The sequence below is a fragment of the Hydrotalea flava genome, assembly GCF_001623405.1.
GTDB classification, from domain to species: Bacteria; Bacteroidota; Bacteroidia; order Chitinophagales; family Chitinophagaceae; genus Hydrotalea; species Hydrotalea flava.
The window spans coordinates 1-704 of record NZ_LUHG01000079.1 but is presented as its reverse complement, the minus strand read 5'-3'; the positions used below and the strand labels follow the sequence as shown (position 1 = coordinate 704).

The 704-nt window shown below is 40.1% G+C and carries 1 pseudogene; it reads left to right on the top strand.

Features of this window, described 5'->3' with window-relative positions:
• Positions 1-370, top strand: a pseudogene (locus A0F92_RS08805) (integrase core domain-containing protein); the annotation flags it as partial.
• Positions 371-704: the final 334 nt, after the last annotated feature.

Genomic DNA, 704 nt, shown 5'->3' with positions numbered 1-704 from the left:
CTAAACAACTGCCACTGCTGCGAATTTTAACTGATCGTGGAACCGAATTCTGTGGCAAGCCGGAGTATCATGAGTATGAATTGTATCTTCAAATCGAAGGAATAGAACACTCAAAAACGAAAGCCCGCAGCCCTCAAACCAATGGTATCTGTGAACGCTTTCACCGTACCATTCAGGAAGAATTTTATGCAGTAGCCTTCAGAAAAAAATGTACACCTCAATAGACCAAATGCAGCAGGATCTTGACCAATGGATAAGATACTACAATGAGGAGCGCACCCACTCAGGTAAATACTGTTATGGCAAAACTCCTATGCAAACTTTTATTGACAGTGTGCATTTAGCCAAAGAAAAACGTATCGATGAACTCTTGGAAAAAGACGCTAACTTTAGCATGTCAGAAGAAGCGGAAACAGGCTCTGCTGAGGAGCAACCTGCCAGGAATATTCTGACCGATGGAAATAATACAGCGGTTGCTCAAAACCCAACCGCTTTTAACCAATAATTTTTATCGCATATGCCTTAAAAAAACCTGCTCTAAATTTAACCGGTTGTCAGATTAAGTAGTAGCAATTACATTTTAAGCAAGAATCCATCCTTTGTAACTGCATGAATTGACTGGGGTGTCAGTTCTACAATTTCGCTAATGGTGGTTTCTATGCGTTTTCTCATGACATTCTTTATAAACCTCTGATAAGGTTTGT